This is a genomic window from Sphingobium sp. RSMS (genome assembly GCF_005406185.4).
Classification (GTDB): domain Bacteria; phylum Pseudomonadota; class Alphaproteobacteria; order Sphingomonadales; family Sphingomonadaceae; genus Sphingobium; species Sphingobium fuliginis.
Genome location: NZ_CM191257.1, coordinates 3,594,414 through 3,615,165, shown reverse-complemented (window position 1 = coordinate 3,615,165; position 20,752 = coordinate 3,594,414). Strand labels below are relative to the sequence as shown.

20 protein-coding genes are annotated in these 20,752 nt (G+C 67.2%); 7 read left to right on the top strand and 13 right to left on the bottom strand.

The genetic code is table 11. The features are described 5' to 3' along the window. Nucleotides 1-7: 7 nt before the first annotated feature. Both EGM87_RS17580 and pip read right to left on the bottom strand, forming a co-directional pair. Complete coding sequence (locus EGM87_RS17580) at nucleotides 8-334, bottom strand: hypothetical protein (RefSeq protein WP_037482609.1); 327 nt, start codon at nucleotides 332-334, stop codon at nucleotides 8-10. A 2-nt stretch (nucleotides 335-336) separates the two neighbouring features. After that, a complete protein-coding gene (pip, locus tag EGM87_RS17575; RefSeq protein ID WP_025549311.1) occupies nucleotides 337-1,290 on the bottom strand; it encodes a prolyl aminopeptidase in 954 nt (317 codons plus the stop codon). A gap of 230 nt (nucleotides 1,291-1,520) precedes the next feature. On the opposite strand from pip, the gene EGM87_RS17570 reads away from it, so the two are divergent. Further along, the gene (locus tag EGM87_RS17570; protein ID WP_171009993.1) at nucleotides 1,521-4,208 is read left to right on the top strand and encodes a TonB-dependent receptor; all 2,688 of its coding nucleotides are present in this window, start codon (nucleotides 1,521-1,523) and stop codon (nucleotides 4,206-4,208) included. Nucleotides 4,209-4,685: 477 nt separating this feature from the next. Here the strand turns inward: EGM87_RS17570 and EGM87_RS17565 are convergent, their stop codons facing one another. The 5 genes from EGM87_RS17565 to EGM87_RS17545 form a co-directional block, all read right to left on the bottom strand. Further along, complete coding sequence (locus tag EGM87_RS17565) at nucleotides 4,686-5,003, bottom strand: PilZ domain-containing protein (RefSeq protein ID WP_137709441.1); 318 nt, start codon at nucleotides 5,001-5,003, stop codon at nucleotides 4,686-4,688. 319 nt (nucleotides 5,004-5,322) lie between these two features. Continuing rightward, complete coding sequence (locus EGM87_RS17560; protein WP_025549315.1) at nucleotides 5,323-5,745, bottom strand: ExbD/TolR family protein; 423 nt, start codon at nucleotides 5,743-5,745, stop codon at nucleotides 5,323-5,325. Nucleotides 5,746-5,824: 79 nt separating this feature from the next. Continuing rightward, nucleotides 5,825-6,313, bottom strand: coding sequence for an ExbD/TolR family protein (locus EGM87_RS17555; protein ID WP_025549316.1), 489 nt, complete (start codon nucleotides 6,311-6,313; stop codon nucleotides 5,825-5,827). Between the two features lie 113 nt (nucleotides 6,314-6,426). Next, nucleotides 6,427-7,185: a MotA/TolQ/ExbB proton channel family protein gene (locus tag EGM87_RS17550; RefSeq protein WP_025549317.1), complete on the bottom strand. Its 759-nt coding sequence runs from the start codon at nucleotides 7,183-7,185 to the stop codon at nucleotides 6,427-6,429. A gap of 85 nt (nucleotides 7,186-7,270) precedes the next feature. After that, nucleotides 7,271-7,930: an energy transducer TonB gene (locus EGM87_RS17545; RefSeq protein ID WP_025549319.1), complete on the bottom strand. Its 660-nt coding sequence runs from the start codon at nucleotides 7,928-7,930 to the stop codon at nucleotides 7,271-7,273. A 267-nt stretch (nucleotides 7,931-8,197) separates the two neighbouring features. Here EGM87_RS17545 and EGM87_RS17540 point away from each other — a divergent pair, with 267 nt between their 5' ends. Both EGM87_RS17540 and EGM87_RS17535 read left to right on the top strand, forming a co-directional pair. Beyond that, nucleotides 8,198-9,058 carry a hypothetical protein gene (locus EGM87_RS17540; RefSeq protein WP_137709442.1) on the top strand — a complete coding sequence of 287 codons (861 nt, stop codon included), beginning with the start codon at nucleotides 8,198-8,200 and terminating at the stop codon, nucleotides 9,056-9,058. Nucleotides 9,059-9,171: 113 nt separating this feature from the next. Continuing rightward, nucleotides 9,172-10,476, top strand: coding sequence for a homoserine dehydrogenase (locus tag EGM87_RS17535; RefSeq protein ID WP_025549321.1), 1,305 nt, complete (start codon nucleotides 9,172-9,174; stop codon nucleotides 10,474-10,476). Nucleotides 10,477-10,659: 183 nt separating this feature from the next. Here the strand turns inward: EGM87_RS17535 and EGM87_RS17530 are convergent, their stop codons facing one another. Then, nucleotides 10,660-10,971: a hypothetical protein gene (locus tag EGM87_RS17530; RefSeq protein WP_048577062.1), complete on the bottom strand. Its 312-nt coding sequence runs from the start codon at nucleotides 10,969-10,971 to the stop codon at nucleotides 10,660-10,662. 141 nt (nucleotides 10,972-11,112) lie between these two features. Between EGM87_RS17530 and glpX the strand changes: the two genes are divergently transcribed. Continuing rightward, nucleotides 11,113-12,096: a class II fructose-bisphosphatase gene (gene glpX, locus EGM87_RS17525; RefSeq protein WP_025549323.1), complete on the top strand. Its 984-nt coding sequence runs from the start codon at nucleotides 11,113-11,115 to the stop codon at nucleotides 12,094-12,096. A gap of 68 nt (nucleotides 12,097-12,164) precedes the next feature. On the opposite strand, the gene EGM87_RS17520 is transcribed toward glpX, so the two are convergent. The 5 genes from EGM87_RS17520 to EGM87_RS17500 all read right to left on the bottom strand — a co-directional run bounded on the left by EGM87_RS17520 (nucleotide 12,165) and on the right by EGM87_RS17500 (nucleotide 18,072). Continuing rightward, nucleotides 12,165-12,542, bottom strand: a complete 378-nt coding sequence (locus tag EGM87_RS17520) for a MerC domain-containing protein (RefSeq protein ID WP_025549324.1) — start codon at nucleotides 12,540-12,542, stop codon at nucleotides 12,165-12,167. 191 nt (nucleotides 12,543-12,733) lie between these two features. Continuing rightward, nucleotides 12,734-15,394, bottom strand: a complete 2,661-nt coding sequence (gene mprF / locus EGM87_RS17515; protein ID WP_253719099.1) for a bifunctional lysylphosphatidylglycerol flippase/synthetase MprF — start codon at nucleotides 15,392-15,394, stop codon at nucleotides 12,734-12,736. Beyond that, nucleotides 15,391-16,806: a virulence factor family protein gene (locus EGM87_RS17510; protein WP_244309646.1), complete on the bottom strand. Its 1,416-nt coding sequence runs from the start codon at nucleotides 16,804-16,806 to the stop codon at nucleotides 15,391-15,393. The genes mprF and EGM87_RS17510 overlap by 4 nt, the downstream gene beginning before the upstream one ends. Beyond that, nucleotides 16,803-17,234, bottom strand: a complete 432-nt coding sequence (locus EGM87_RS17505; RefSeq protein ID WP_137709443.1) for a DUF2147 domain-containing protein — start codon at nucleotides 17,232-17,234, stop codon at nucleotides 16,803-16,805. Before EGM87_RS17505 ends, EGM87_RS17510 begins: the two co-directional genes overlap by 4 nt. 43 nt (nucleotides 17,235-17,277) lie before the next feature. After that, nucleotides 17,278-18,072, bottom strand: coding sequence for an AcvB/VirJ family lysyl-phosphatidylglycerol hydrolase (locus tag EGM87_RS17500; protein WP_137709444.1), 795 nt, complete (start codon nucleotides 18,070-18,072; stop codon nucleotides 17,278-17,280). A 174-nt stretch (nucleotides 18,073-18,246) separates the two neighbouring features. Here EGM87_RS17500 and EGM87_RS17495 point away from each other — a divergent pair, with 174 nt between their 5' ends. Genes EGM87_RS17495 through EGM87_RS17485 form a run of 3 tightly spaced genes read left to right on the top strand, consistent with a single transcriptional unit; the run spans nucleotide 18,247 to nucleotide 20,747 of the window. Then, a complete protein-coding gene (locus EGM87_RS17495) occupies nucleotides 18,247-19,488 on the top strand; it encodes a glycosyltransferase family 4 protein (protein WP_137709445.1) in 1,242 nt (413 codons plus the stop codon). Nucleotide 19,489: 1 nt separating this feature from the next. Continuing rightward, entirely contained in the window at nucleotides 19,490-20,020 is a 531-nt protein-coding gene (locus EGM87_RS17490; protein WP_244309645.1) for a sigma-70 family RNA polymerase sigma factor, read from the top strand. After that, nucleotides 20,013-20,747 carry an anti-sigma factor family protein gene (locus tag EGM87_RS17485; protein WP_137709446.1) on the top strand — a complete coding sequence of 245 codons (735 nt, stop codon included), beginning with the start codon at nucleotides 20,013-20,015 and terminating at the stop codon, nucleotides 20,745-20,747. Before EGM87_RS17490 ends, EGM87_RS17485 begins: the two co-directional genes overlap by 8 nt. Nucleotides 20,748-20,752: the final 5 nt, after the last annotated feature.

Sequence of the window (20,752 nt, the reverse complement as noted above, 5' to 3'; positions counted from 1 at the left end):
CCGACGGTCAGTGGGTGCGGCTGGTGACGTTGGCGGTGCCGTCGGCCTGAATTTCGATCAGATGCGCCGTGCCGTCATTGCACGCGGCCTTCCAGCCCTTGACGCCGGGCCGCACCTCGGTCCGCTCCGACCGGATGACGGTCGGGCAAGCCGCTCCCGACGCCCGCACCGCACGTTCCAGCACGCCGTTGCGCTGGGCCTCGTCAAGCTTCGCGACGGCGGCCGCGGCGCCGGTTTCGGGCGTATCCCGGCGGTCGACCGCGGTGATCCGGTCGCTGCTCTCGCCACAGCCCATCAGGGTGATGACCCCCGCCAGCACCATCCATATGCGCATGCTTATCCTTTCGCTTGAGCGGCAAACCCGTCCGTCGCCCGGATGAGCGCGTCCAATATGCCGGGTTCGTTGAACGCATGGCCCGCCCCTTCGATCATCTCGAAGCGCGCCCCGGGCCAGGCCCTGTGCAGCGCCCAGGCGGTTTCGGCGGGGCAGGCCATGTCATAGCGGCCCTGCACGATGACGCCGGGGATGCCCGCCAGTTTCCCGGCGTCCCGGATGAGCTGCCCCTCCTCCAGCCAGCCGCCATGGACGAAGTAATGATTTTCGATCCGCGCGAAGGCGAGCGCGAAATCATCGGCCTCATGCGTGGCGGACAGCGCTTCGTCGGGCAGCAGGCGGATGGTCTCGCCCTCCCAGACGCTCCAGGCCTTGGCCGCGGCGATCTGCCGCGCGCGATCGTCGCCGGTCAGGATGCGCCGATAGGCGTGGAGCAGGTCGCCACGCTCCGCCTCCGGAATGGGCGCGACGAAACGTTCCCATTTGTCCGGATAGATGCGGCTGGCGCCCTGCTGATAATACCAGTCGATCTCCTGCTTGCGGATGGTGAAGATGCCGCGCAGCACCAGTTCGGTCACGCGGTCGGCATGGCTCTGGGCATAGGCCAGCGCCAGCGTGGACCCCCAGCTTCCGCCGAAGACCAGCCATCGGTCGACGCCCATCATCTGCCGCAGGCGTTCGATGTCCGCGACCAGGTGCCAGCTCGTGTTCGCCTCCAGCTCCGCATGGGGCGTCGAGCGACCGCAGCCACGCTGGTCGAAGAGGAGGACGTCGTAGCGTTCCGGATCGAACAGGCGGCGGTGGTCGGGCGATATGCCGCCGCCCGGCCCGCCATGCAGGAAGACGGCCGGCTTGGCGCCCGGCGTCCCGGCCCGCTCCCAATAGACGCGGTGGCCATCCCCCATGTCGAGATGTCCGGAAGCGAAGGGTTCGATGGCGGGATAGAGCGTGCGCATGCGCAAAGGTGTAGAAAGTCTGGCGGGCAATGCAATCGGCAGACGCGCGATCCCCCTCCGGCATGGCAGGTCGCAGTCCCGCCGCCAGGGCCTTTTGCGATGCGGCCCCGACCCGGGCGGCACGATGCCGGATTACATTTTGCGACAAATCTTTATGGGCATTGCCAGAGTCTTGCGACAACTTCCCCCTAGAGGGAGGGCATTCAGGGTTTGATCCTAAGGGGTAAACAGTGCGCCGTTCCTTTGCCTGTCTTCTGTTTCCGTTGATGATGAGTGCGGCGCCGGGGGCGCTGATGGCGCAGACCGAGGAGCCGAGGGGCCCGGCCGGGCAGATGGACGATGCCGATGAGATCGTCGTCACCGGCCAGCCCGAACGCGGCGCGGTGGTCGGCAATGTCAAGCCGGAGCAGCAGCTTTCCCCCGCCGATGTCCGCGCCCTGGGCGTCACGTCCATATCCGAAATGATCTCCGAACTGTCGCCTCAGACCAATGGGACGCCGGTGATCCTGCTGAACGGCAAGCGGATCTCCAGCTTTTCGGAAATTCAGGACATCCCGTCCGAAGCGGTGGCGCGGGTCGACATCCTGCCCGAACAGGTGGCGCTCAGCTATGGCTATGCGCCGACGCAGAAGGTGGTGAACATCGTGCTGCGCCAGCGGTTCCGCGCCGAAACGGTGGACCTGCGCGCGGGCACGACGACGCAGGGCGGGCGGGAGAATGGCTCGGCGGAAGGCGGGCTGCTGCGCATCCGGGGCGATAATCGCTTCACCCTCAACCTGCAGTACAAGACCGCCGCATCCCTGCTGGAGAGCGAGCGCGGCGTGGTGCCGACCGTGCAGGGTGAGCAGGCCAACCGGCAATCGGGCCTCGACGCCTTTCTGGTGGGCGGGAATGGCATGACCGGCGGCGAACTGGCCCATCATCGCACGCTCAGCCCGGCGACGGAGAGCTTCGCCGCCAATGCGACGCTGGCCCGCGCGCTGGGCAAGGTGTCCGTGACCGTCAACGGGCGGCTGGAACTGTCCGACAATGACAGCCTGCAAGGGTTTCAGGCAGCCGCGTTCGACCTGCCCGCCGGCAACCCCTTCTCGCCCTTCGCCACGCCGACGAGCTTCTATCGCTATCTGCGCCAGGCGGGCGAGTTGGGACAGCAGATCAAGGGCACGACCGGCCATGTCGGCGTGACGCTGAACGGCCTGCTGGGCGGCGGCTGGCAATGGTCGTTCACCGGCAATGGCGATTATTCGAACACCCGGACTTCGACCGACCGGGGGTTTGCGACCGGAGCGATCCAGAGCGCGATCGATGCAGGCGCGGACCCGTTCGGCGGCTTTTCGTCCGACCTGCTGTCGACGCGGGTGATCGACCGGGCGGAGGCGGAATCGAAGGCGGTGCAGGGCGACCTGCTGCTGTCGGGTCCGCTGTTCGACCTGCCGGCCGGGGCGGTGACGACCGCGGTGCGCGTGGGCGGATCGGCCAATGGCTTCGATAGCTGGTCGATCCGTTCGGGCGAGGAGCGCGACAACAGCTACAGCCGGGAAATCGGCAGCGGGCAGATCAGCGTCGACCTGCCGATCACCAGCCGGTCGAAGGGCGTGCTGGGCGCGGTGGGCGACATCGGCGTCAATGTGAACGCGGCGGCGCAGCATTATTCCGACTTCGGCACGCTTTCGACCCTGGGGTACGGCATGCGCTGGCGGCCGGTGCCCGCCGTGCAGTTGCTGATGTCGGCCAACCAGGATCGCGCCGCGCCCACGGGCACGCAGATCACCGATCCGCTGGTGTCCACGCCCAATGTGTCGGTGTTCGACTATGCGACCGGGCAGACCGTCTTCGTGACGCAACTGAGCGGAGGCAATGCCGCCCTCAAGGAGAGCGTGCGCGACCAGTTCCGCCTCAGCGCCAATATCAAGCCGTTCGACAAACCCAACCTTACGCTGACGGCGACCTACACCAACAGCCGGACGAGCAACCCGATCTCGGCCTTCCCGACGCCGAGCCCCGCCATTGAGGACGCCTTCCCCAAGCGCTTCCTGCGGGACGAAGACGGCAATCTGGTGCAGGTCGATGCGCGGCCGATCAATTATCTGCGATCGCGGAGCGAGCAGCTCCGCTGGGGTTTCGACCTTTCCATTCCGCTGAAATCGCACATCCAGAAGGTGGTGGAAGCCTGGCGTGCCGCCGGCGCCAGGCCCGAGGAGCGGCCCAAGGAGTTGCAGGACCTGCGCAGCCTGTTCGGCAATCGCGGGCCGGGCGGCGGCCAGGGCGGACAGCCCCCTCAAGGACAGGATGGCGGCGAGCGGCCACGCGGCGAAGGCAGTCGGGGCGGCCCGGACGGAGGCTTTGGCGGAGGTCCGCGCGGTCCCGGCGGCGGCTTTGGCGGGCCGGGAGGTTTCGGCGGCGGCCGTGGCGGCGGGGGCGGCGGCCGGCTCAGCTTCAGCCTCTATCACAGCTGGCATTTCACGGAGAGCATCCTGATCGCGCCCGGCGTGCCGGAACTGGACCTGCTGAACGGCGACGCCACGGGGTCGTCGGGCGGCCAGCCACGGCATGAGCTGAATGCACGGATAGGCTATACCAATAACGGCCTCGGCGCGCGGTTGAGCGTGGATTGGGAAAGCGGCACCCATGTCGACGGCGCCCTGAACGGCACGGCAGGCGGCGCGTCGCGGCTGGACTTCGGCAGCCTGGCGACGGTGGACCTGCGCCTGTTCGCCAATCTGGGGCAGATGCCTTCGCTGGTGAAGAACCATCCGTTCCTGCGCGGGGCGCGCATATCGATCGGCATCGACAATCTCTTCAACCAGCGGCGCAGCGTGACCGATGCGAACGGGACCACGCCGGTCCGGTACCAGCCGGGTTATCTGGACCCGCTGGGGCGCGCGGTGACGATCAGCTTCCGCAAGCTGTTCTTCTGACGGATTGATGGCGATGCGCGATGGATCGGAATGACGCTTCGGCAGGCGCAGAACAGGCGGTCGAAGCACCATTCATGACGAGCAGGATATAGTGCCACCCGGCTGCGTCGGAGCGCCGCCAATACACTCGAAGCCGCCATGGACGGGAGGGTTGAGGCCGTGGACATGAAGGCTTGTCGCGTCATCATGCTCTCCAGTCCGATGCGACGCCGCGCCCATCACCGCCCGGCATCGGCAATGCTGCGGCCGCTGCCAAAACAAGGCGAAGATCGCATGGACGGCAGCGAAGTTCATCGCGCCGGTCGAGGACGACGCGGATGGAGACGCGGATGGGATGGTCCGGAGCGGGCCAGCGGCACCGTCAGCGGGTAACCGCAGCCGTGGAGGAGACGATGGGCCGGCGTCCCCATCGGCGCCAATCATCGGCGTGATGGCGGCCTTTGAACTAAGCGCGCCAGCAAGCGAATCGCCGCCGGTTTACTGGCTGATCTGGATGATGTGATCGAGAATCGCCGGATGCAGCGGGCGTTCGAAGACGCAGCCCGATTCATGCGACCGGCTCCACAACACACGCGCCCGGCGGCCTTCGAAGCCCGGCAGCATGATCCACAGATCATCGTCCGCCGCCAGTTTCATGAAGCTTTTCAAGCGGAAGCCGACTTCGGAGACATCGGTGATGTGGCTCTTGAACCAGGTCTCGCCCGGGCGTCGGACCCGAACGCCGATCACAGCCGTGCGGCGATCCGCCAGACGATTATTGCCGTGATACGGGTTTGTCTGAACTTTGGCGCCCATGATCCCATGCCGATTTGACCGGCCGCATCATCGCCCGTCGCGGTGAAGAAAGCATTAAGCCGAACCTGGCCGGGCAAAAATAAGGGGCCGCCGAAGCAGCCCCCATGCAGGTCCGCGCATCACGCGCCCGATTGCGTCACCCCAGCCCGCGCCCGGAAACGGGAAGTCGAACATTCCCGGCCAGACGGCGGCGGCGTATTCGTGCCCTGGGGGCGCACGGACGTCCGATGATCCAGCGAACGCCCGTCCTGCGCCCCTTTCGATGCGCAAATCCTACCGAACCGGTTCCGGCGTTATGCCGGCTCCGGTTCTGACGGCCTTAGAAATTGCCGTACTGTTCGTTGCCGACGAAGCCCAGCTTCGTCACGCCAGCGCGCTTGATCTCCGCCAGCACTTCGTCGACGACGACGTAGCGGGTGGCGGCATTGGGCTGGAACTGCAATTCGGGTTCGACCGGCAACCGCAGCGACTGCTGCAGATACTGACGCAGGGTCAGCAGGTCGATGGCCGAACCGTTCCAGGTGATGACGCCGCTGGGATCGATCGCCACCTTGTTCTTGACAGGGTCGATGACGCTGTCGGTCGGCGGCGCGTTCTGCGGCAGGTCGATCTTGACCGCGTGGGTCTGGATCGGGATGGTGATGATGAACATGATGAGGAGAACGAGCATGACGTCGATCAACGGCGTCGTGTTCATTTCCACCATCGGTTCGCCATCGTCTCTTCCGGCACTCATTGCCATGGCGATACTCCTAGAGCATTTTCATCGATGGACGTGGACCGGCCATCAGGTCTGAAAATGCGGCACAAAGGGCTGTAACTTAAAGCCGCTGCGTATGCGAACCCGGCTCGGGCTCGGATATGAAGCCGACCTTCGGGAAACCGGCGCGCTGCATCGTGTAGATGGTACCGCCGATGCACCGATAGGGAACGTTGATGTCGCCGCGGATATGCACTTCGGGCAGATCCTCGGGCGTCAGATTCTCAACGCCGCCCGCCTTCTTGATGTCCGCCTCCAGCTTCGCGACCGCACGGTCGAGCAGCTCGTCGGAGGAGACGCGGGTCAGGTTCCAGTAGACCGCACAGCTACCGTCGGAGCCCTGCGTGATCGACAGGGAGACGTTTTCCGGTTTCGTCGTCGTCGGCTCGAACGCGACCTTGGGGAGCTGCAGCTGAACCGTCTGGACGACGACCGGGACCGCGATGAGGAAGATGATGAGCAACACCAGCATGACGTCGACGAGCGGCGTCGTGTTGATGTCGGACATCGGCTTGTCTTCACCGCCGTCAGAGCCAACACTCATTGCCATTGATTATTTCCTAACATGCTTGTCGATGGCGCCCCGGCATTCCGGGACCCACGTCCGATAAGGGGACCGGGCGTCGCAGCCGCCGCCGGCCCCCTTGCCGGCATCTCAGCCTATCAGGCCTTGGTCGGCGCAGCGGCCGGCTTGGCGGCCGGAGCGGCCGGGGCAGCGGCGATCGTCGGCTTCACGGCGCCGTTCGACACCAGGTGAGCCAGCAGGTCGACGGTGAAGCCGTTGAGCTGTTCCGCGATCGACTTGTTGCGGCGCTGCAGGAAGTTGTAGGCCAGCACCGCGGGAACGGCCACGGCCAGACCCAGGGCGGTCATGATCAGAGCTTCACCGACCGGGCCGGCGACGGCGTCGATCGAGGCCTGACCGGCAGCACCGATCTTGATGAGCGCGCGGTAGATACCGATAACCGTACCGAACAGACCGATGAACGGCGAGGTCGAACCGACGGTGGCGAGGAACGCCAGGCCGCCGCCGAGCTTCGAATTGATCGAGGCTTCCGAACGGGCGAGCGAGCCGTGCAGCCAGTCATGGGCTTCGACCGGGTCGGTCAGCTTGGTGTGTTCTTCCTGGGCCTTGATGCCGTCGTCGACGATCTGCTTGTAGGCCGAGTTCTTTTCCAGCTTGGCGGTGCCTTCCTTCAGGGTGGCGGCGCGCCAGAAGGTCGCACGAACCTTCTTGCCCTGGTTGATCACCTTCTGCTGTTCGATCAGCTTGGTGAACAGAATGTAGAAGGTGCCGATCGACATACCGCAAAGGATGATGAAGACGGTCCAGGCGATGGTGCCGCCCTGCTCAAGGGCCTCCATCAGGCCATACGGGTTCTCCGCCTTGGGCGCGGCAGCTGCTGCGAGATACATCAACATGTTCAAGACTTCCCTCTCAAAGGATCAATAAACAAGGGTAGGCGGCGTCCAGTCATCCGGAGGCGCTCGCCCGCCCTTTTCAAAATCATTCCGGCAGACGCCAGGTGATCCGGCCATTGTACGTGTCCGACATCGGACCACCTCCGGCTGCCGTCGCGGGCTTGAACCTCGCACGCTTCGGAAGCAGGCGGCACGTCGCCTCGTCGAGGTCGGCATGGCCGGTCGAAGAGGTGATGGTGCAGTTGGTCACGCGACCGTCCGGGCCGATTTCCAGCCGGAACCCGGCCGTACCCGAGCGTTCTTCACGCTGCGCGCGGCTCGGATAGTCGGCATCGCTGAGCCAGCTGCCCGGGCTGCTGCGCGGCGACGCACGGGATGCGGGCACCTCCGGCGGCGGGGGAGCCGGCGGCGGCGGCGGAGCGGCAACCGGAACCGGGTTGAAGACCGGCGGCGGAGTCCGGACCGTCTGGATCGGCGGTGCGGGGGCCGGGGTCTGAACGATCGGCGGCGGTGCGACGACCGGCGGCGGTTCGACCGGCTGGTCTGGCGGCGGCGGCGGCGGCTCCTCGTCCGGTGGCGGCGGTTCCTCCTTGACGTCGATCACGTTCAGCTGTTCCGCCGCCTTTTTGACATATTTCATGCCAAGACCGGTGACGAAGGCATAACCCAGAACAGCGTGAATCAGGGCGACGATAATGATCGAGATCGTGCGACTCGATCCTTGCGAGTGGTCAGCATAGGCCATTCGGCAACGACACTCCTTAACTCAGCTTACCAGTTGATTATCGGCAAATAAGCCAAAAACGGCCCGAGCTGGCCGGGCTACCCCGGTCATCTTGGCCCCTATCCGTCCATTTGCTACCGTGCGAACTCCTATCGCGGCGCATCGTGGCACGCAAACGCTTTATCGATATGATCATTTGCGACCGCCATTACACACCGGAAAGACTTGCATGTGACAAACATGTCACGGACTGCCATCATTAGGACGAAGATGAAAAAGAAATCCACCATGCCCCTGCGGAAGCTCGCCCTGCTCTGCCTCATTTCCGCCGTACAATCGCAGATTTCCGTGGCTCAGACGGGTTCGGGCCGGATGGTAACGCAACCATCGGAACGCGTGGCGGGACTCTCCTATGCGGACATCGCGGACCTCGCGGACGCCGCGCCGCTGGTGGCACAGGCGCGGATTGGCAACATCATCAAATTGAAACCCGCGCAGGCCGGCACCGTCCCGGCAGGGTATCAAAGGGTCTATGTGGAGGCGAATGTCGCCAATCTGATTCGCGGCGAGGGGGGAATCAGCCCCATCGTCCGTTACCTCTACGACGCGCCGCTCAATGCGCGGGGCAAGATGCCCAAGCTGAAGAAAGCGCAGGTCATCCTGTTCGCGCGTCCCGGCGGGCGCCCCGGCGAAATCCAGCTCGTCGCACGCGATGCGCAGATCGTCGCATCCCCTGCGGAGACCGAGCGGGTGAAGGCGATCCTGTCCGAACTGGTCGCCGTCGATGCGCCGCCCCGCATCATCGGACTGGGCGATGCCTTCCATGTCGCGGGCACGATCGCCGGCGAAGGGGAGACGCAGATTTTCCTGCGCACGGAAAATGGCGACCCCGTCTCGCTGTCCATCCTGCGCCGGCCCGGGCAACAACCGCGCTGGGCCGTGGCGCTGGGCGAGATCGTGGATGAGGCTGCCCGGCCCCCGGCGCCGGGCAGCCTGCTCTGGTACCGCCTGGCCTGCGGCCTGCCCAACGCGCTGCCGGCCCGGTCCGTGCGGGCGCTTTCGCCCCAGGACGCCGAGCTGGCGCGCGCGGATTATCAGATGGTCCTGGACGCCCTGGGCCCCTGCGGGCGGACAAGGACGGCGCGCTGATTGCGCGATGGCGGCAGCCTTCCGGTTCCGCGGCCGGCTCCTTTTTCTTGGACAGAAGCGCAGACGCCGCTATCAGCGCGGCGTCTCGTGATCAGGAAGGATGAACGGAAGCCATGACCAATCTGCACCGCCATGCCCCGCTGCGCGTCGCGCTGGTCGGCCTCGGCACGGTGGGCGGTGGGGTCATTCGGCTGCTCCAGACCAATGCCGACCTGATCGCCCGCCGCGCCGGTTGCCCGATCCAGATCGTCGCCATCTCCGCGCGCGACCGCAACAAGGATCGCGGCGTCGACCTCTCCCCCTATGAATGGGTCGACGACATGACCACGCTGGCGACCCGCGACGACATCGACGTGGTGGTGGAACTGATCGGCGGGGCGGACGGCCCTGCCCTCACCCTCGCCCGCCAGTGCCTGAGCGTCGGCAAGCCCTTCGTCACCGCGAACAAGGCGATGCTGGCCCATCATGGCCTCGACCTTGCCGGGCTGGCGGAGAAGGCGGGCGTCGCCCTCAAATATGAAGCAGCGGTCGCGGGCGGCATCCCGGTCATCAAGGGCATGCGCGAAGGCGCGGCCGCGAACGAGATTGCGCGTGTCTACGGCATCCTCAACGGCACCTGCAACTACATCCTGACCACGATGGAGAAAGAAGGGCGCGGCTTCGACGAGGTGCTGAAGGAAGCGCAGGAACTGGGCTATGCCGAGGCCGATCCCAGCTTCGACATCGACGGTGTCGACGCCGCGCACAAGCTGACCATCCTCGCCAGCCTCGCCTTCGGCACGGAACTGGATTTCGATGCGGTCGCGACCACCGGCATCCGCCATGTCATCGCCGCGGACATCGCGGAGGCGGCAGCGCTCGGCTATCGCATCCGGCTGGTCGGCATGGCGGAAAATGGCCCCGACGGCCTGTTCCAGCGCGTCCACCCGATGCTGGTGCCGCTCGACCATCCGCTGGCCCATGTCGACGGGTCGCTGAACGCCGTGGTGGCGGAGGGCAATTTCGTCGGCCGCCTTTTCTTCCAGGGACGCGGCGCGGGCGACGGGCCGACCGCATCGGCGGTGGTCGCCGACCTGATCGACGTGGCGCGTGACGAATATGGCGACGCGCTCGCCATGCCCGTGGCCGCCCTGGCCCAGCAGAAGCCGGCCGATGCGGGCAAGCGCGTGGGTCGCGCCTATCTGCGCTTCAAGGTGCAGGACCGGCCCGGCGTGCTGGCGGAGATCGCGGCGGCGACCCGCGACGCCGGCGTGTCCATCGAGAGCATGATCCAGCGCGGCGCCAGCCAGACGGACGGCGTGCTGGTGGCGATCGTCACCCATGCAGGCGAGGAACGCTGCGTAAGGGAGACGCTGGACCGGCTGGCGGGGTCGGACAGCCTGCTGCAAACGCCGATGGTGATGCATATCCTGGATTGAAATGCAGGTGTAAGGCATGGCGCTGGTATTGGCCCATCCAGGACCTTCGACAGAGGGGTGGCTGGCGCGACATCGGCGGCGGTTTTCAACAGCCAGCTTGTAAGCTCGCCGCTTGCGCCCCCCCCTTATCCCTTCCACAGGCGGGAGGGGCAGGGCTTCGACACCCCTCTTCGTTCCGCACGCTCAATCCAGCCCGAAACTGCGGGCCAGCGTCTGGCCGATGGGTTCGCCCAGCCGGAATATCTGCCGATTGGCGCGCTTGGGGCAGCCCATATTGCCCACGATCCGGCATGGCCGCGCATCGAAGCGGTAGGCGCTCATCTTCCCGTCGCCCGCTGAAGCCGCGCTTCGTCCCAGACGCGGTTCCTGCGCGACCGTTTCGGTCAGGCACAGCGCCGGCACGGCCTGGCATGGCGCAGGCCGAACCCTGGCGATCCGGCGCGGCGCGCCATCGGGCTGCGCGGCGAGGCTGGCGGCAATCAGCAGAAGGATCATCGGAGCGGCCCTTGGTCTTGTCCTGCTGCGAACGCCACAAACGCGCTTCCGTTGCATCCCCCTCGCGAAAAGCGCACCCTCGACAATGTTCGAGCGACATCCTATCGCGCTCTCCAAAATAGCGGCTGAAGAGGAAACGACATGGTGCAGGCAAGCTCGATACTCGATCGTGTGCTGGTGCTGGAGATGGTGCGCGTGACCGAAGCGGCCGCGATCGCCGCGTCGAAGCTGATCGGCCGCGGCGATGAGAAGGCCGCCGATGCCGCCGCGGTCGAAGCGATGCGCCTGGCCTTCAACGACCTCTATATGGACGGCACCGTCGTCATCGGTGAAGGCGAACGCGACGAAGCGCCGATGCTCTATATCGGGGAGAAGGTCGGCAACGCGATCGGCACCGGCCCGCGGATCGACATCGCGCTCGATCCGCTGGAGGGCACCACCATCACCGCCAAGGCCGGTCCCAACGCGCTGGCCGTGCTGGCGATTTCCGAAGAGGGCGGCCTGCTCAACGCGCCCGACGTCTATATGGAGAAGCTGGCGGTCGGCCCGGGCCTGCCCGACGGCGTCATCGACCTCAACAGGTCGGTGAAGGAGAATGTCGAGGCGGTCGCCCGCGCCAAGGGCGTCGACGCGCATGAGATCATCGTCTGCGTGCTGGACCGGCCGCGCCATGAGAAGCTGATCGCGGAGCTGCGCGCCATCGGCTGCGGCATCATGCTGATCCCGGACGGGGACGTGGCGGGCGTGATCGCCACCACCAATCCCGAAACCAATATCGACATGTACATGGGATCGGGCGGCGCGCCGGAGGGCGTTCTGGCCTGCGCGGCGCTCCGCTGCGTCGGCGGGCAGTTCAAGGGCAAGCTGCTGTTCCGCAACGATGACGAGCGCGCACGCGCCCGCAAATGGGGCATTGCCGACCTGGACAAGGTCTATGACCTCAACGAACTGGCCAAGGGCGACTGCATCTTCGCGGCGACCGGCGTCACCGACGGATCGTTGCTGGCCGGCGTCAAGCGGCTGCCGGGCGGCAAGCTCACCACCGACAGCGTCGTGATGCGCGCCAGCACCGGCACGGTGCGCTGGGTGAAGGGCGAACATCGGCTGGACCGTAAACCGATCTGAGCCGGAATCAGCGGCCAGGCAAAAGGGGGCTTGCCGGCCCCCTTTTTTCATGCGGGATGTTGGAGCGGCTATCGCCCCGCGCGGTGATTGAGATCGTGGCCAAGCGCCAGGATCGCGACGCCCAGCAGCGTATAGGCGCTTTCCTGCCAGCCATGATCCATGGTGAGCGCGCCCGCCATGATTCCCAGGCCCAGCGATCCGATGGCGGCCGGCATCATGAAGCCATGCGCCACCGCGCCATGGCCGAGCGCTACCGCGCCCAGCAGGATCGCCAGCACCAAGCCGGCCTCATGGAAGATCGGGCTTTCGAAAATCCCTCCGGCGGAGGCGAGCACGCCGAGCAGCACGGCCGTACCGAAGCAATGCGCCACGCACACGCCCGACAGAGCGATCGCGATGCGATCGATCCGGCCGTTGAGCAGATGCTGGCGAAGGCTGATCGGCATGGTGCGTGCTACATAAGCGAGGCCGAGCAAAGTTACAACATATCATCACGTGATTTTTGCGATATGTGCGGAAGATGTTTTGGTCGAGCGTCGCCATCAGGCCGCGCAGCGCTCCTTCCGGAAAGGGCAGCGTTCAGACCGTCGGCCATCCCCTCTGCGTCACCCGCTTCCGAGCCGGCAAGCCGAAAATCTCAACCCACATCCGCCCCTGCCAGCCGTCCCGATGACTGGCCTCCCTCATCATCCAGGCCCGCCGCCGGCGGTGCATGCGTCCTGCGCCGCCGCGTCCTTGTCGCTGCGCTGCCCGGTCCGCCGCCGACCAGCTTTTGCAGGTCGATCATCGCGCGAGACAGGGATATGCCGCTTGGCCCGGCGATGAAGCGCGGTTCCCAGCGCGGGGCATATTTGTCCTTATAGGCGCGCAGCCCCTCGAAACCGTAGAAGCTTTCGCCATGGCGGAAGAAGAAGGCGCCCGCCTTGGCCCAGAAGGGCGACAGACGGCGCGCCTCTATGCCCGACAGCGGCGCGAGGCCCAGGGTGAACCAGTCATAGCCCTGTTCGCGGCCCCATTGCATCAGGCGGATGAACAGGAAATCCATCGTGCCATAGGGCATCTCATCCGCATGGCGCATCAGGTCGACCGACAGTTCGCGGCGATTGGCGGTGGCCCAGATATTGGCAAAGGCGACGATCCGTCCCTCCTGCCGGACGAGGGCGCAGTCGCAGGCGGCGATATAGGCGGGGTCGAAGCGGCCGACGCTGAACGCCTTTTCGCCATGGCCCTTGGCGGCGAGCCATTGGTCGGAGATCGCCTTCAATTCCGCCAGCAGCATCGGCACCCGGCCCGCCGGCACGATCTCGAACGTCGCCCCTTCGCGCATGGCGCGGCGTTCGGCATAGCGCAGCGGCTTGGCGTCCGGCCCGTCGAGCGTGAAATGATGCAGGTCGACGCGGGCTTCCTCGCCATATTTGACGATGGCGAGGCCAAGGTCGATCGCCAGCGGCAGGGCGTCGAGGCTCAGTTGGTAGAGCAGCAGGCGGCCCTGTTCTGCATCCGCCCTTTCGCGCAACTGCCACAGCAGGTCGGGCCATTCCGACTGGTCGCCCACGGGGTCGCCCATCACGATCCAGCTATGTCCCTGCACCTGGTACATGACGAAGGCGCGGCCGGTGCCGGAGATCAGGAACAGCTTGTCGCCGGTAGTCGCGAGCAGCGCGTCGGTCCGTTGGGCCAGCGCCAGTGCGTCCGCGCTGGCCGTGATGGACCGGCGGTCGGCGGGACGCGGCGCGGTCGCGGGGCGGAACATGCGCCAGAAGGCGGCGCCGACCGCCAGCACCGCGGTCGCAAGGCCGGCGCGCAGGAAGCGGGCGGCGTTGGCGTGCGGGCCGAAATGCCACCACAGGTCGTTCTGATAATCGACATGCTTATAGGCGAAGAAGCCGATCCAGATCGACAGGCCGACCGCCACGGCCAGCGTCGCGATCCAGGCGGGGGTCAGCGCTTCGGCGGTGAAGCTGGTGCGGCGGTAGAAGGCGCCCCGCGTCCATTGCAGCAGCGCGGCGATCAACAGCAGCGCGCTCGCCTCCTCATAATCCAGCCCCTTGATCAGCGAGAAGAGCGCGCCCGCCAGCAGCAGCGCCCGCGTCATCCAGAAGGCGGCGTCCAGCCTGCGATAGAGGCCCGATGCCAGCAGGATCAGCAGCGTGCCGATGACGCTGGCGGCGAAATGGGACGCTTCGATGAAGGTCAGCGGCAGCCAGCCGGTGACGATGCGCATGCGGTGCTGGATCGCGGGCAGCGCGCCAGAGATCAGCAGGATCACGCCGCCCACCGCCACCAGCAGCGACAGCATGACCGGCGCCATGCCGGACGCGGCGGCCTGCGCGCCGTCCAGCACCCGGCTGACCGGATGGCGCCAGCCATTGCCTTCGTGCAGGGCGATGGCGACGACGCCCAGCAGCAGCGGGATCAGATAATAGATCAGGCGATAGGCGATCAGCGCGGCGAGCAGGCTGGGCCTGTCCACATCGGGCAGGGTGGCGACGATCACCGCCTCGAATATGCCCAGGCCGCCGGGCACATGGCTGACCAGAGTGACGATGACCGCCAGCCCGTAGGCCAGGAACAAAGTGGGATAGAGCGCCGGGGCGATGCCGGGCACCAGGATGAACAGCGCGGCGCTGGCGGCGGCAAGGTCGATGCAGGCGACGCCGATCTGGGCGAGCGCCTGCCCCTGGGTCGGCAGGGCCAGCCGCCAGCCGAACAGGCGCGGGGCGCGGGCGGGGCGGGCGAGGAGGAGCAGGACCGCCGCCGCCGTCAGCAGGATCGCGCCCCCCGCCAGCCTTTGCCACGGCATGCCGATCGTCCATCCCATGATGCCGATGCCGGCCGGATGGACCAGCATCAGCGCGCCCGCCAGCACGAACACCCCGCCCCAGAAGGACAGGCCCGCCGAGGCGATGATGCGGGCGATGTCGCCGCCCTCCAGCCCGGCGGCGGTGTAGATGCGGTAGCGCGCCGACCCGCCGGTCAGCAGCGAGAGGCCGAGATTGTGGCTGAGCGTGTAGCTGCAGAAGGACGCCAGCGCCGCCGTCCGCCACGGCAGGGGCCGCCCGACGATCCGCAGCGCGACATAGTCGTAGAAGGTGAGCGCAATGTAGCTCGCCGCCGTCAGCGCCAGCGCCGCCGCCAGCCGCCAGCCGGCGATCAGATGCACGGCATGGCGGATGTCCTTCAGCCGCACTTCCGCCAACAGGCCGTGCAGCGCCACCAGCCCCAGCGCCGCCACCGCCAGCATGACGGCGACCGTCAGCGGCGCTTTCCAGGCCTTGATCCGCTCGACCAGGATCATATCGTCAGCCCCTTCAGCATATGAGTCACCAACAGCGGGGCGTTGCGGTCGAAATGATGGCCGCCGGGCACGACCACCATCTGCGCCAACCCTTGGGGGATGGAGGGGCAGGCGCTGTCATCTTCCAGCGTTCCGCGCACGCAGAGCATCGGCAGGCCGCGCAGCCGCTTTATGGCGGGAATGGTCGGATATTGACGGTTCGAATCCATGTTCAGCCAACTGCTCATGTGGAACTGGAAATCGGCGCTGGGGCTGAGGCCCAGCAGCGACAGGCGCTGCACCTGGGTGCGCTGGGGGGCGGGCAGGCCGCCGACGATATAGGGCAGCACGTCCGCGCCGAAGCTGTAGCCCACCAGCAGGACGCGGGGGCGATGCCAATGGCGCGAATAGCCGCGGATGATCGCGCTCAGGTCCCGGGCCGCGCCCTGGGGCGTGCGCTGGCTCCAGAAATAGGACAGGCTGTCCATGCCGACGACCGGGATGCCCGCATGGGCGAGTTGGCCCGCGACATCCTTGTCCAGCCCGACCCAGCCGCCGTCCCCCGAATAGAGGACCGCCATCATGCCGGTGCGCGGCGCGGCGGCGTCGGTGACGATGTTGAGCGGCAACCCGCTGGGCAAAGCGGCGTCGGCGGGCGGCGCGGCCAGGAAAGGCCTTAGCTGGGAGAGCAGCGCGACTTCCCCCTGCCCCTTGGCGGCCGTCACCAGCCTGCCGCTGCCGGTGCGGGCGACGAAGCGTTGCAGGGCCGGGCGGGGGCGGACGTCGGACAGCACGATCCACGGCGAAGGGAGCTTGCGGCTGGGAGCGAAGGCCAAGCCATGATGCACGGGTGCGGCCTTCAGGCTGCCTGACCGGCACCAGGGCCGCCTGCCGTCGAGAAATGGCGTGAAGTCCCGCGAGACCACTGCCTTGTACGCGCCATTGGGTCCGGCGGCGAGCGTCGCATAGGCCAGCGCCGCCCCCTCGCCCCGGCCGATCAGGACCGGCTTGTCGTACATGGGCAGCGCCAGCCGGTGCTGCAGGTCGCGGGCCAGCGCGATGATGCCGTAATTGGGGTTGATGCAGCGGCGCGAAGCCTGCAACGCCCGCAGGAAGGCGGGCGTGGAGATACCCGCCACCAGCGCGCCGCGGGCCGCCAACAGGCGCGCGGTGTCGGCGCTGTCATCGTCCCAGCCATGGCGGTCGGACAGCGCCAGCACGACGCCGCTCGGCGCGCCTGCGGGCCGGTAAACGGCGATCCGGCCCAGCGGCGGGAGGCTATATTGGCTTTCCGCGACCGGACCGGTCGCGCCGGGCACCGGATCGGCCGCTGCCCGCGCCGGATTGCTGGCGTTGGAGGTCGACAGCAGCAGCGCTGCCGCCGCGAGCAGGCCGGGTATCAGCCAGAGACGGACGCGGCGGAACCGGATCATGACTGCCCCGGCAACCGGTCTATCCGGGTCCAGAGCTGCGACTTGCAGATGAGGCCGCCCAATATGCAGCCCTTGACCCGCAACTGGCCCGGCGAAAGCTGGCTGATCTGCGAGCTGAAGCGGCGGCCCAGATCGGGGACGAAGACGGTGCCGCGCCATTGCCCTTTACCCTCGGCGCGATAATCCTCTAGCAATTCGGTGCCGACCAGCCGGGGGGTGCCGCCGTCGCGGGCGTCGGCCTGCGCCTCGCGGTCGGCCCAGACGATCCAGCCGCACAGCCGGTCGCCGCACGCTCCGGTGCGCACGGCGACATTATTGTGCGGGCTGAGCCACAATCCTTCTGGCTGCGCGACGGGCACCTTGGCCGCGAGGACGGGGGCGGCTGCAACCAGAAGCGCCAGCGCCGCCCAAAGCCTCCCTATCGCCATATGACCCATCCTTTCCCGGAACGATCACGGCTTCTAGGCCCGTTCAGATTGCGGGAGGCTCTGCGCTGTCTGAATTTTTGGCAATGTTCGGGGCCGGGTCCGGCAAGGCGCGCAACAGGGTCTTCGCCATCCGTTCCGAATCATCCTCCAGGAAATGGCCGCCGGGCAGGCCGACGACGCGGACATTGGGCTGGCGCCAGCCGGGGCAGAGGCTGCCGCTTTCCTTGACGCCATGGATGCATAGTACCGGGGCCCAGTCGAGCGCACGGGCTGCGGGCGCGGCCGGGCCGTCGTCCCCGAAGTCGAACAGGCCGCCGGGCGTGGCGCGGAACAGCATGGTGTCGGCGGGGACGATCAGCGCGACCATGGCGACGCGGGCGCGCAGGCTGGGCGGCAGGCGCTCCAGCCCGGCGAGCAGCATGTTCGCGCCGAAGGATTGCCCGGCCAGCACCAGCCTGCGCGCGCCGGGCTGAGCCAGGGCGCGCCTGGCCGCCGTCTCCACCAGTCTGCCGCTTTCCTCCGGCGATTGGCGGCGGGCGAAGGCGGCCAGCGAATTGACGCCCAGCACCGGGACGCCGCCTTGCGCCATGTGGTGGGCGATCACCGGGCCCATGCCTGCGTTGAACCCCATGTCGCCGGAAAAGAAGACCGCGACGGTGCCGTCTTCCCTGGGTGCGGCAGCGGGGACCGGGGTGAAGATTCGCCCGTTGGGATAGCCCAGATAATGGCAATAGCCGGCGGCGCCTGCGCTGAGCGCCGCGAGGAAGGCTAGTATCAGGGTTGTGCGAAGTCGGCGTGAAGCCCGCCTCCTTCCGTCATGCTGAACTTGTTTCAGCATCCATCGCGCCTTCGGAGACCGCGGTTCGTGGGGACAAATGGATGCTGAAACAAGTTCAGCATGACGAGTGGTCGCGGCGATGGTTGGGGGGCGGGAGTCACCTCTTCAATCTAGCGCCGACCCGCCTGCTGTAAACGGAGGGAATAGACCATCCTCCCCCCGCGTATACCAGGCATGAACCATGCCGCCGACCTTCGTGCCGACCCCATGCGCCTTTCCCAATCCCGCCTTGCGCTGGCGGCGGCGCTGGGCCGTCCGCTGCGGGTCGCGCTGTTTTCCGGCAATTATGATTGCGTGCGCGACGGCGCCAACCAGGCGCTCAACCGGCTGGTCGCCTATCTGCTGCATCGCGTGCGGGCGGAGGTGCGGATCTATTCGCCCACCGCGCCGCGCAAGGCGTTCGCGTCGGTGGGCGAGGTGCGCTCCGTCCGATCGATCAGCATTCCCGGCCGCCCGGAATATCGCATCGCCCTGGGCTTCACCCGCGCCGCCCGTCAGGATTTCGAGGATTTCGCGCCCGACATCGTCCACCTCTCCGCCCCGGACCTGCTGGGGCGGCAGGCGCAGAACCATGCCCGCGCGCTGGGCATTCCGGTGGTCGCCAGCCTGCACACCCGCTTCGAGACCTATCTCGACTATTATCGCCTGTCCCTCCTGCGCGGGCCGGTGGAACGCTATCTCGACCGCTTCTACGGCGATTGCGACCGCATCCTCTGCCCTACCCTGCCCATAGCGCGGGATATGGCGGCGCGGCTTGGCGGAGAGCGGATCGCCATTTGGGGGCGCGGCATCGACCCCGCCTGCTTCCGTCCGACGCTGCGCGACCCGGCCTTCCGGTCCGGGCTTGGCTATGATGCGGCGGACATGGTGCCGCTGTTCTTCGGTCGGCTGGTGCTGGAAAAGGGGCTGCGCGTCTTTGCCGAGACCATCGGCGCCGTCCGCGCCCAGGGCCTGGCCGTCCGCCCGCTGATCGTGGGCGAAGGACCGGCGCGGAACTGGCTGGCCGAGCGGCTGCCCAACGCCACCTTCATGGGCCATTTGTCGGGAGAAATGCTGGGCCGCGCCGTCGCCAGCGCCGACATCCTCATCAACCCCTCCGTCACGGAGGCGTTCGGCAATGTCAATCTGGAGGCGATGGCATCGGGCCTCGCCATCGTCTCCGCCAATGTGCCCAGCGCGTCGGCCCTGATCGCTGACGGGCGCACCGGCCTGCTGGTGCCGCCCAAGGATGTCGGGGCCTATGCGGCGGCGGTGGCGGGGTTGATCCGCCAGCCCGCCCGCCGCGCCGCGCTGGGCGCTGCGGCGGCGGAGGCGGCGGCGCGCTTCGCCTGGGACGATGTGCTGGAGGATGTGGCGCGCAGCTATGCCGGGGCGCTGCACATCCCGCTTGCCACGCCCGCCGCGCAGGCGGCATGACATGGCGATGATGGACGAGGGTTCCGGCATCAGGGACGATCTGGTCGCGATGCGGCGCTATGCCCGGTCGCTGACCCGCGACGATCAGGACGCCGACGATGTCGTGCAGGACGCGATCGTCCGCGCCATAGAGCGGCAGGAGACGTTCCAGCCCGACCGCGACCGCCGCCGCTGGCTGCTGGCGATCGTCCACAATGTCTTCTTCTCCGCCAAGCGGCGCGAGGCGTCGGAGGCGCGGCGCAACAGCCGCTTTGCCGAGACGCTGGCCGACCGGCTGGAACCGGGGCAGGAGGAACATGCCCGGCTGGTCCAGATCGCGCGGCAATTCGCGGCCTTGCCGGAGCATCATCGCGCCGTGCTGCACCTGACGGCGATAGAGGGCCTCAGCTATCAGCAGGCGGCGGAGACATTGGGGGTGCCGGTGGGGACGGTGATGTCGCGGCTGGCGCGGGCGCGGGCTGCATTGAGGGAGCGGGAACAGGGGCAGCAGGGGGCAACGGGCCTCCGGCTGATAGGAGGAAGCGATGACTGATCGTCCGACCGATCCGGAAATTACCGATCTGGAGATTGACGCCTATATTGACGGCGAACTGGATGTGGAGCGGCGTTTCGTCGTCGAAACCCGCCTTTCGCGCCAGCCCGAACTGGCTGCCCGGGTGATGGGCGACCTCAGCGTCCGCAGTGCGCTCCGCATGTTGACGCAGGACAGGCGGCCGGTGCCCGCCGGGCTGGCCGACAGGGCCGAACGATTGGCGCAACCGCAGAAAAGCCGGTGGCGCCGGTTGATGCCGGCGGGGCTGGCGACATCGGGACTGGCGGCGGCGCTGGCGGTCTGGTTGGTGGGGTTCGAGCGTCCGCCCGCCTATGTCAGCTACGCGGTCGCCTCGCACCGGATCGCGATGCTGCGCGCCGACATGAATTCGCAGATCGAGGCGCCCCGCTTCGATGCGCGGGAAGTCGCGCTCAACACCCGCATCGCCATGCCGCAACTGCCCGACGACTGGCATGTGACCGACGTCCAGCTCTTCCCGACCGACAAGGCCCCCGCGCTGCTGATGGCGGTGCGCACCGATACGGGGCACAGGATGACGATCTTCGCCGTGCATGAGAAGACCGCCGCGCCCGAACATCCCGACGCGGTGCGCGAAGGGGAACAATCCGTGGCCTATTGGCGGCGCGGCGACATGTCCTATGCCCTGACCGGCGACCAGGAGCCGGGAACGATGGACGCCACGGCGGAGGCGCTGGCTCGGACCTGAATTCG

What these genes read in the sequence shown, in the direction of transcription:
- EGM87_RS17580 (WP_037482609.1), bottom strand. Translation starts at nt 334, where the DNA reads ATGCGCATATGGATGGTGCTGGCGGGGGTCATCACCCTGATGGGCTGT.
- pip (WP_025549311.1), bottom strand. Translation starts at nt 1,290, where the DNA reads ATGCGCACGCTCTATCCCGCCATCGAACCCTTCGCTTCCGGACATCTC.
- EGM87_RS17565 (WP_137709441.1), bottom strand. Translation starts at nt 5,003, where the DNA reads ATGGGCGCCAAAGTTCAGACAAACCCGTATCACGGCAATAATCGTCTG.
- EGM87_RS17560 (WP_025549315.1), bottom strand. Translation starts at nt 5,745, where the DNA reads ATGGCAATGAGTGCCGGAAGAGACGATGGCGAACCGATGGTGGAAATG.
- EGM87_RS17555 (WP_025549316.1), bottom strand. Translation starts at nt 6,313, where the DNA reads ATGGCAATGAGTGTTGGCTCTGACGGCGGTGAAGACAAGCCGATGTCC.
- EGM87_RS17550 (WP_025549317.1), bottom strand. Translation starts at nt 7,185, where the DNA reads ATGTTGATGTATCTCGCAGCAGCTGCCGCGCCCAAGGCGGAGAACCCG.
- EGM87_RS17545 (WP_025549319.1), bottom strand. Translation starts at nt 7,930, where the DNA reads ATGGCCTATGCTGACCACTCGCAAGGATCGAGTCGCACGATCTCGATC.
- EGM87_RS17540 (WP_137709442.1), top strand. Translation starts at nt 8,198, where the DNA reads ATGCCCCTGCGGAAGCTCGCCCTGCTCTGCCTCATTTCCGCCGTACAA.
- EGM87_RS17535 (WP_025549321.1), top strand. Translation starts at nt 9,172, where the DNA reads ATGACCAATCTGCACCGCCATGCCCCGCTGCGCGTCGCGCTGGTCGGC.
- EGM87_RS17530 (WP_048577062.1), bottom strand. Translation starts at nt 10,971, where the DNA reads ATGATCCTTCTGCTGATTGCCGCCAGCCTCGCCGCGCAGCCCGATGGC.
- glpX (WP_025549323.1), top strand. Translation starts at nt 11,113, where the DNA reads ATGGTGCAGGCAAGCTCGATACTCGATCGTGTGCTGGTGCTGGAGATG.
- EGM87_RS17520 (WP_025549324.1), bottom strand. Translation starts at nt 12,542, where the DNA reads ATGCCGATCAGCCTTCGCCAGCATCTGCTCAACGGCCGGATCGATCGC.
- mprF (WP_253719099.1), bottom strand. Translation starts at nt 15,394, where the DNA reads ATGATCCTGGTCGAGCGGATCAAGGCCTGGAAAGCGCCGCTGACGGTC.
- EGM87_RS17510 (WP_244309646.1), bottom strand. Translation starts at nt 16,806, where the DNA reads ATGATCCGGTTCCGCCGCGTCCGTCTCTGGCTGATACCCGGCCTGCTC.
- EGM87_RS17505 (WP_137709443.1), bottom strand. Translation starts at nt 17,234, where the DNA reads ATGGCGATAGGGAGGCTTTGGGCGGCGCTGGCGCTTCTGGTTGCAGCC.
- EGM87_RS17500 (WP_137709444.1), bottom strand. Translation starts at nt 18,072, where the DNA reads ATGCTGAAACAAGTTCAGCATGACGGAAGGAGGCGGGCTTCACGCCGA.
- EGM87_RS17495 (WP_137709445.1), top strand. Translation starts at nt 18,247, where the DNA reads ATGAACCATGCCGCCGACCTTCGTGCCGACCCCATGCGCCTTTCCCAA.
- EGM87_RS17490 (WP_244309645.1), top strand. Translation starts at nt 19,490, where the DNA reads ATGGCGATGATGGACGAGGGTTCCGGCATCAGGGACGATCTGGTCGCG.
- EGM87_RS17485 (WP_137709446.1), top strand. Translation starts at nt 20,013, where the DNA reads ATGACTGATCGTCCGACCGATCCGGAAATTACCGATCTGGAGATTGAC.